Raw genomic sequence first — 8,302 nt, forward strand, 5'->3', positions numbered from 1 at the left:
CGAGACGCCGGATGGGCTCGACGTCATCCCAGATTTACCCGAAGCGGCTGTAACACGCTTGGGCGATCTCTGGATCCTGGGAAAACACCGGCTGCTGTGCGGCGACGCGAGGGAGAAGCGTGATTACGCCCGTCTGCTTGGCGCAGAGAAAGCCGATCTGATCTTCACGGATCCGCCCTACAATGTCGAGATCGACGGCAATGTCACCGGGCTCGGACGCCACAGCCACCGGGAATTCGCCATGGCCTCGGGCGAGATGTCCCGCGAGGCCTTCACCAAGTTCCTGACCATAACCCTCTCCAACGCGGCTTCAGTATGTAAGGATGGGGCGATCGCGTTCGCCTGCATGGACTGGCGGCACATCCGTGAAATGACGGAAGCAGGTGAAGCCGCCTTCACCGACTTCAAGAACCTCTGCATCTGGAACAAGACCAATGGCGGCATGGGCAGCTTCTATCGTTCCAAGCACGAACTGATCTTCGTCTTCAAAGTCGGGACCGCTCCCCACACCAACAATTTTGGTCTCGGCGAGACGGGGCGCTACCGCACGAATGTGTGGGACTATCCCGGCGTGAGCAGTCTTGGATCGGATCGTTCCGAGGCATTGTCGATGCACCCGACCGTCAAACCAGTGGCGCTCGTGGCCGACGCCATCAAGGATTGCTCTCGGCGCGGGGAGATCGTCCTGGACATCTTCGGGGGTTCCGGCTCGACCCTGATTGCAGCGGAGACATGCGGACGACGGGCGAAGCTTATCGAATTTGACCCTCTCTATTGCGACGTCATCGTCTCCCGCTGGGAGAGACTAACGGGCAAGTCCGCCGTGCACGCGGAAACGACCCGACGCTTCGAAGACATTGCAGCCGAACGATTGCCGACCGCTCGATCGACAGGAAGGGCGCGCATGACGTCTCGAACGAGGCGAGATCGACAGGGCCGGGAACGTGGAGCGCTCGTCGACTGAGCCCGATCGCGTCCGGACGAAGAACCCCCAAATGATAAAGCGCTCCTTGCCCGAGAATCATGACTCATGACAAAGCGTCGCGCCGACAAATCTTCGACCGAAGATCCATCTGAGCAGTCGGAACGCTTGTTTTCCGACGAAATGGTGGATCGTTTGAAGCGCGCAATTACATTTGGCGAGCCGATTTCAACCTCGCCAAAATCAACGCGTTTCCAAAAAGGGCAATCAGGCAATCCAAAAGGAAGGCCGAAGAAAACTTCAAGCTCTCCGTTTCATCCCCGGATTGAGCCACAGCCCATACAGGAATTGATTTTGGAAGAGGCCGAGCGCGGCGTCACGATCCGTGAGGGCGATAGCGTCTCTGTCATTCCAGCGAAACAGGCTCTTATTCGCGCGTTGCAGAATGCGGCTCTCAAAGGCAACCCTCATGCGCTGAGAACATCGACCTTGTTACATGAGCGGATCGAACGAGAGAAGGCGATCGAGATCAAAGCTGAGAATGAATTTTGGGAGGCCTATCAGCAGAAATGCCGGGAAGAAATCAAGGAAGCTGAATCAAAGGGCGCCGCGCCACCGATGCATCTTCCACACCCAGACGACATCGTCATCCGATATGGGAAGCCGCCTCTCTTCAAAGGACCCACGACTGAGGCGGAGCTCAAGGATCTAGAAGAACGCATCAAGATCATGCAGGCCTTCATCATGCAAACCGCGATCAACGAACGTTGCGCGCCGCCAGAGGAGGCTGAGAAAGGACGCCAATGTGCTGAAGCAGCGACAATATTTGTGGCGCTTCTGAACTTAACGCTGCCAAAGAGACTCCAACTGAGCGATACTCATATTACAATGAAGCTTATGTACTTTCAGAATATCTCGAAGCGCACACTCCTTAAATCCACCCGCGCCGCATGGATAGCCGCCGGCCTCCGCGTCCCGCGCGGCAAAATATTTCCAAAGCTCGAATTCGCCCTCGCAGTCGTGGACGGATTCAAGGCGGCCAACGCTAACAACAACTGAGAGGCCTCAAGTAGGCATTTCCTTTAAGGCTCGCTGCGCGCTTTCAAAGTCGTGCACATGGCGTGCACTGGCTGCGGTCGGCGGTCAGAGTCGTCGCGCGCGAGAATCGCGTGACTTTTTCACGAGTGCACACGATTCCATAGCCACGCGCCAGTGTACCCGATCACATATCCGAAGATCGCCGTCACCACGATGAGCGTCGCGGATGCGGCTAAGCTGAAAGGCCCGATCACGATGTTGAGATGGATCATGTGGGCCCACAGTATGAAGTCATACAGCGTCTGGCCAATCCCGGTCGCAACAAGGATCGACCACACGAGGTGCCATCCGCCGAGAAGCGCTGCGCCTACGAGGCCAACTTTATTCCTGTCTGCCATCTCCAACTCCTTTCCCAGACGACTCTCGCACCGCGCCGGCATTGACGGCGACTTACAACGGCCGCCCAGTCACATACATAGGGTTGCTGCTCTCCCGTAATGTGAGCGACACTGCCGCTGGTGATTCTTTGGACGACGTATGGAGAGCAGCCAAGTCTGCCATGCGGACAAACCGGACACGGCACGGAGCCGTCTTCAATCTCGGTGAGTTTGCCTTGACAGCTTGTCAGCCCCGCAGCCGATGATTTTCGCCAGGAGGAGCCTCGCCGTGACCATCATCATTACCGCCTTTGAGCGGTCGCCCGATGGCGGCAAGGGACTGGCGCGTGATACGCGCGTTCGCTGGGCGCTTGAAGAAGTCGGGCAACCCTACGAGGTTCGTCTTGTTTCGTTTGAAGCGATGAAGCAACCCGCACATCTGGCGCTTCATCCTTTCGGCCAGATTCCGACCTATGAGGAAGGCGATCTCGCCCTGTTCGAGACAGGTTCGATCGTCTTCCATATCGCCGAGCGCCATGCGGGCCTGCTGCCGGACGGTGCCGATGCGCGGGCGCGCGCGATCACATGGATGTTTGCCGCGCTTAACACGGTTGAGCCGGCGATCCTTGAACTCGCAACCGCCAGGCTTCTCGATGGCGATAAGCCCTGGAGTGAGGAGCGCCTGCCTCTGGTCGAGGATCGCGTCCGCGACCGGTTGAAGCAACTTTCCGCTCGCCTTGGCAGTGCCGACTGGCTCGATGGTGGGTTCAGCGCGGGCGACCTGTTGATGGTGTCGGTGCTGCTCAGGTTGAAATCGTCGGGTATTCTGGATGAATACCCGAACCTGACTGCCTATGTCGCCCGCGGCGAAGCGCGGCCCGCCTACAAGCGGGCTTTCGCTGCGCAATTGGCAATTAATACCGGCAAGCCACCGGCCGGCTGATTGAGTTCCGTCCTGGGCTCGAAGTCGTCATCCGAGTTTCCGTTCAGTTTATGGGTCCTAACCCTAGAATCTCTGCTTGGCATGAGCACTGATGGAAGACCCGACGACCAGCAGGTCGAGACGATTGCCAGCGCAATTTATTTAAATTTGCGGAGGCTGCAGCTGTATGTGACATTGAAATCTTACGGCCCCGGATTTTGGGAGATTTTCGCTTCGACCTCGCGCGAAATAATCGTTACAGCGGGTAACGACAAAGCGTCGGGCATATCGCTGATGCTCACCAACAGGTTTGATCCGCCGGAGCTTTACATAGAAGAAATCAACTCGCTGCGACCCGGGATGGGCGCGCAGATGGTGGGCGCGATCATGGATGCGCTACAGTGCCAACCCAGAGCCTTTCAGATCAGACTCAATGACCGGTCGCCAATATTGAGAGATGACGTTACCTGGTGGCAGCACATCATCTCGGCACATCCAGAGTTCACGTGGGTCAGAACTCAATTTTAGGATGAGGTAACAGCAGCGCGGAAGCCGAAACCGCGTCGCCGGTGTGGCATGGGTTCTGACTGGGCTGCGCCCCCTTCATATCAAAGTGCGCGGCTCATCGAACGCGAAGCCTAAAGGCGATCATTTCTTCCTGACGTAGATCCAGACACAGCCTGGCCGTGCAGTTGTCGATGCGCGCAGGGAGGCTCTCCCCTCGCCCGCCACTGCAACGAATGAATGTCCGATACCGAGGTGCATCAACTCTCTCTGGACTGTCTTGGCGCGGTGCGCGGACAGCCGCGCGATTTCGCTAGCGCTGCCACCAACATCACTGTGCACGCCTATCACAGTGTGCGTCATCGGATATTCCCTCAATATCCCCGCAAGTCGTTGCAGCTCTTCGTGCGCCGTCGCTGTAAGCGTCGCTCCGCCCAGATCGAACGCGACCCGACCGAGATCGAACGAGGCTTCCTTCCCGGGCCCGTGTTCTAGGAAGGAGCGGAGTTTGGTCTCGAAGTCTGGAGCCGCAACACTCTTTGGATTTGCAGTGGTAGCAGCTTCGCTTTTCGGCGGCGTCGCTGGAACCTCCTCGGAGGAATTCTCTCCAAGGACGGACTGAGACTCAAGGTCGTTTTTCTTCGAAGTAGAGCCGATGCTCGATAGAACTTGAGGCGTGAACAGCCACACCAATACCATGATGATCGCTACGGCGGCCGCGAGTCCCAGGGCCGTCGCGAAGGGATGAAGGCCTTTTTCCTCGAAGAGCATCGGGTCCTCTTCAGCTGCCGACCCATACTCTACCTCGGATGGCAGGCCTTCTCCTCTGTACTGGGTCCACACCCACGCCCGCGGCACGCCCGTATTCCGGGCTTCGCGCTCTTCGTTTCTCCGCGTACCCATCGTCTATCTCAACAGTCCCGACAGCTCGGAAAAGCCACGTCCGAGTTTTCTTCAGCGGCCGGCATCGCGCCTACGCTCTATCTAGAGCTGCGAGCGCGGGAGTTGATACTATGAACGTCAAAGCGATCATCTTCTACATCCTCCTCATAGACGCGATCAGCGCCAATATGATGGTGAGATTCGGGAGTCAGTGGTACGTGCACAACTTCCGCACGCTTTCCCGCTGGTTTCCGCCGGCCGGAGGCTGGGTGCTCTATTACCTGGCGCTCATTTTGTGGGTCGGTTCGCTCCTCTATCGCGCTGGCATGCTGTTCTAATCCTCACAACAACGCCTAACCGCCCGATCTTCAGCGGTGCAAGAGGCTGAGCAGCCTCTCTCTCCCCATTCGGCGCGCGACACTGCATGTCATATACGCGCGGGTGCTCATGCGAGGCGTCTGCTGCGAAATTCTCGCTTCCGTATGCTTGGAGAGAAACATCCGAAGCACGAGAACGAGATCCGCCGCATATTTCGACGCGCCCAAGTCAATCGCCGCACGAATGTCAGAGACAATCATCTTACGTACGGCACTAGGGCCGCGCTTCAAATTCAAACGGTAGCTCGATAGCAGCGATTGATGCCTCGCCGAAAGGACAGCCCCCGTGAAGAGTTCGATTGTTTCGAGCGCTGCGAACTGTGCGCATTCTTCAAGGGTAATCATCGGTATGACTCCACCTTGGCCGCTCATGGCGACCATATATGTTGTTTCGTTTGATGCTGACCTCGCATTGCTCGGTGTGCTGCGCCGCAAAGAAGAGCTGCGTGCGAGCCAGGCGGAGAGCCGTCGAGGAATGAGTCTTTCTACCAAGGCATTGTGAACCCGCTGTGGCGTCGCTCGCACAATGTCATGAAAAAAATTTAATCACATTCCGACGGAACATTTTGATCCACCGCCCGTTCGCGCGTGCTGACAGGCGGTACAATGTACTAGGCAGGTCCCCCCTCGCGTTTAAGCGCGCCGATCCCGGTTCGCTGATAGCGAGGAGCAGACCTCATGCGTTCTTTCACACCAGCAAGTCCGATCAAACGCAGGGCGTTTGATGTCCGCAAGAAGCGTGATCAATCGCGCGTCTCCGATGGCGAGATCATCGCGATATTGCAACAGTGGCTCGGCGATGATGGATCGGGCGACGGTAAGGACATCGACGGCTCACCGCGCCGCATCTACGCGTCGCATGCCGCCGCCAAAGCCCGCCCCATCAAAGCGCGCCCCCTCGGAGGCCACTCTGTCAAAGGGTGACGGCGATGAAAATCGCCGCCGTGTATCAAGCCGTCACCCGAACCATCATCGCCGAGCTTGAACAGCGCGCCGCGCCCTGGGTAAAGCCGTGGAAGGGCGGCGCCCGCGCCGGCATCATGTCGGGCTGCGGCGCGGTCAGTCGCACTGCTGCGGCATTTTTTGATCAGCGCGCTCTAGCCATTGTGACCCCACGCATAAAGAGAAAGATCTATCACGCCCCTCACCGTGCAACGGCGCGAAAGCCAACGCACGAAGCTTTTGCCGACAGGAACGCTGTCGCTGAAGCGCCGGATCGCGGGCTGGGCGGCGCCGGAGCGCCGCTCGCAGCTCAATCAGTGAGGGCCCCCGAATGGCGTCGCCCTATGCGCCGGCCATCCCGATGGCGGCGACCTATGCGTCGGCCCGCCCGGCGGCAGTGGTCGATGCGGCCTCCATCCCGGCGTTTGCCATGTCTGCGTCGGCCCTCGCGTAATCGGATGGCAGTATGGAGGCCTACCGATTGTTCCCGGGGGACAACGTGGCTGGACGATCGGCCGACAGTGCGGGTATCTGCCCATCATTCCCGGAGGACAAGGCTGCGGCTCGATGATCCGTCGGCAATGTGGCTGCCAACGGCCGATCGTTCCCGGAGGACAGGGCTGCCGCACGTCGATCGGCCGGCAATGTGGCTGCCAACGGCCGACAGTTCCCGGAGGGCAAGGCTGCCGCACGACGATCTGTCGGCAGTGTGGCTGCCAACGGCCGACCGTTCCTGGAGGACAAGGCTGCCGCACGTCGATCGGCCGGCAATGTGGCTGCCAACGGCCGACCGTTCCTGAAGGGCAAGGCTCTCGCACGATGATCGGCTGGCAGTCTGGATATTTGCCCGTGGTTCCCGCGGGACAAGAAGGCAGCGTGGTCGGCTGATGGACGCACTGCCGGCCATTCCAATAACGACCCGGCGGACAGCAATGCGGCCAAACGCCGGTTTCGCCCGGGGCGCATGCGCGTTGCGGAATCACCGGCGTGACCAAGCTAACGCAGCGGCCGCGGCGCTCCACGGAGCCTTGCGGGCAGGCGCAGGTCGAGCCGGTCCAGACACGGTCGCCGGCGCACGCTGCGACACAGGCCGATCGACGTGCATCCGGCCGTTGGCCGGCCGGACAACACACGCCGCCGGCAGTTAGTTGACTGCGCATGCAGCACTGCCCCTCTGCGGTCGGCGCATAGTCGCGCGCGCAAGTCGGCGCGGCGGGCACCTTGTCGACGATCCGGATGGTCCAGCACGCCCGCTTGCTGGGCGTGAGGATGCGGCTCGCGCCTGCTTGCTGCGTTTCGGGCTGCTGCGTCAGGGCCTTCCCAACTTCAGCGGGTTGCTCGACGGCCGGGCGGCGGCTACGACCGGTCATCGCCTGCCATTCGAGCACGCCACAGGCGGTCTTCTCGACGGGAGTGGATGGCGGCGCGGTCAATTCGGGAGCCGCCCTGCCTTCAAGGCGCACCACCACCTGATCGCCGGGCGCAAGCCCGCAATCTTCTGCGCTGCAAGTGAAACCGTCGCCGGACTTCGAACACGACCACCTGGACGCCGGGCAATATTTCGCGCCCTTGACGACGCGCGCGTCAGGAAAATCCGAGCCCGGCGGCAGTGTGATGCGCTGGATTAGCGTTCCACGACCAAATCGCTCTCGACCGGTGATCGTGAACTCGTAGTGAGAGCAGTTCGGCGGCACGCAGGGTCCCGTTCCAGTGGCGATGTAATCGAGGAACCAGAGCGGCGGAACCAGAATGCCCGGACATTGGCCATGGGCGTTAGGCGCCGTGCCGTTCAAGCAGCACCGGTTCACGGGAAAAGCGGTCTGGCCAGCGGGACACATGTCGGCATGGCACAGACCGTCTAGGCCTCTCTGCTGGCCGGGCGGGCAAGGCGGGCCGGCGGCCACGCAGGTCGCATTGCTCCACAACCAAGTAGCGTTCGGGACGCCCGGCGGCGCGGTGACCAAATTGAAACCCGACGGACAATTTTTCAGCGGCGACTTCGGGCATTTATTACAAGCCAGATTGTTCGGAATGCAGAGCTTTGTTACGGGCGCGCCATTCCAGCAGATTCCTGGATCCGCAGGCCCTGTCGCGCCCGGCCCATGTCCAGGTTGGAACCCCCGCCAGCAGACCGGGTCGGCGGCGCCGTTCGGGCATATCGGCTGGCATCCGCCGGTAAATCCGGGAATCTGGTTAGGCGGACAACATTGCAGCGCGTTGGTCGCGAGATGCATGCCCGGCGGACAAATCGGAGGCGGCGGCGGAGGACCGCCATCCCACCATAGCTCGATTCCGCCTTCCTCGAATCCGGGGCCAGGCCCAGGACCTTCTCCAGGAC

At 60.1% G+C, this 8,302-nt stretch carries 8 protein-coding genes and 2 pseudogenes; 7 read left to right on the forward strand and 3 right to left on the reverse strand.

The window, feature by feature from the left end:
- A partial coding sequence (locus QZ964_RS06620) for a site-specific DNA-methyltransferase (RefSeq protein ID WP_292530169.1) occupies positions 1-964 on the forward strand: 964 nt, incomplete at its 5' end.
- A gap of 66 nt (positions 965-1,030) precedes the next feature.
- Positions 1,031-1,981 carry a DUF5681 domain-containing protein gene (locus QZ964_RS06625; RefSeq protein ID WP_292530170.1) on the forward strand — a complete coding sequence of 317 codons (951 nt, stop codon included), beginning with the start codon at positions 1,031-1,033 and terminating at the stop codon, positions 1,979-1,981.
- Positions 1,982-2,100: 119 nt separating this feature from the next.
- On the opposite strand, the gene QZ964_RS06630 is transcribed toward QZ964_RS06625, so the two are convergent.
- Complete coding sequence (locus QZ964_RS06630) at positions 2,101-2,358, reverse strand: hypothetical protein (RefSeq protein WP_256036255.1); 258 nt, start codon at positions 2,356-2,358, stop codon at positions 2,101-2,103.
- 268 nt (positions 2,359-2,626) lie between these two features.
- On the opposite strand from QZ964_RS06630, the gene QZ964_RS06635 reads away from it, so the two are divergent.
- Both QZ964_RS06635 and QZ964_RS06640 read left to right on the forward strand, forming a co-directional pair.
- Complete coding sequence (locus tag QZ964_RS06635; protein WP_292530172.1) at positions 2,627-3,280, forward strand: glutathione S-transferase family protein; 654 nt, start codon at positions 2,627-2,629, stop codon at positions 3,278-3,280.
- Positions 3,281-3,361: 81 nt separating this feature from the next.
- Positions 3,362-3,787 (forward strand): hypothetical protein, encoded by a 426-nt coding sequence (locus QZ964_RS06640; RefSeq protein ID WP_292530174.1) that lies wholly within the window; start codon positions 3,362-3,364, stop codon positions 3,785-3,787.
- A gap of 120 nt (positions 3,788-3,907) precedes the next feature.
- On the opposite strand, the gene QZ964_RS06645 is transcribed toward QZ964_RS06640, so the two are convergent.
- Positions 3,908-4,534: an OmpA family protein gene (locus QZ964_RS06645; protein WP_292530176.1), complete on the reverse strand. Its 627-nt coding sequence runs from the start codon at positions 4,532-4,534 to the stop codon at positions 3,908-3,910.
- A 242-nt stretch (positions 4,535-4,776) separates the two neighbouring features.
- On the opposite strand from QZ964_RS06645, the gene QZ964_RS06650 reads away from it, so the two are divergent.
- The 3 genes and pseudogenes from QZ964_RS06650 to QZ964_RS21495 all read left to right on the forward strand — a co-directional run.
- Positions 4,777-4,983, forward strand: coding sequence for a hypothetical protein (locus tag QZ964_RS06650; protein ID WP_292530178.1), 207 nt, complete (start codon positions 4,777-4,779; stop codon positions 4,981-4,983).
- A gap of 717 nt (positions 4,984-5,700) precedes the next feature.
- Positions 5,701-5,946, forward strand: a complete 246-nt coding sequence (locus tag QZ964_RS06655) for a hypothetical protein (protein WP_292530180.1) — start codon at positions 5,701-5,703, stop codon at positions 5,944-5,946.
- Positions 5,947-5,951: 5 nt separating this feature from the next.
- Positions 5,952-6,047, forward strand: a pseudogene (locus QZ964_RS21495) (ArdC-like ssDNA-binding domain-containing protein); the annotation flags it as partial.
- Positions 6,048-6,278: 231 nt separating this feature from the next.
- On the opposite strand, the pseudogene QZ964_RS06660 reads toward QZ964_RS21495, so the two are convergent.
- A pseudogene (locus tag QZ964_RS06660) lies at positions 6,279-8,302 on the reverse strand (hypothetical protein); the annotation flags it as partial.

Origin of the sequence: Methylocystis sp. (assembly GCF_021731785.1) — a bacterium.
In the GTDB taxonomy this organism is placed as follows: domain Bacteria; phylum Pseudomonadota; class Alphaproteobacteria; order Rhizobiales; family Beijerinckiaceae; genus Methylocystis.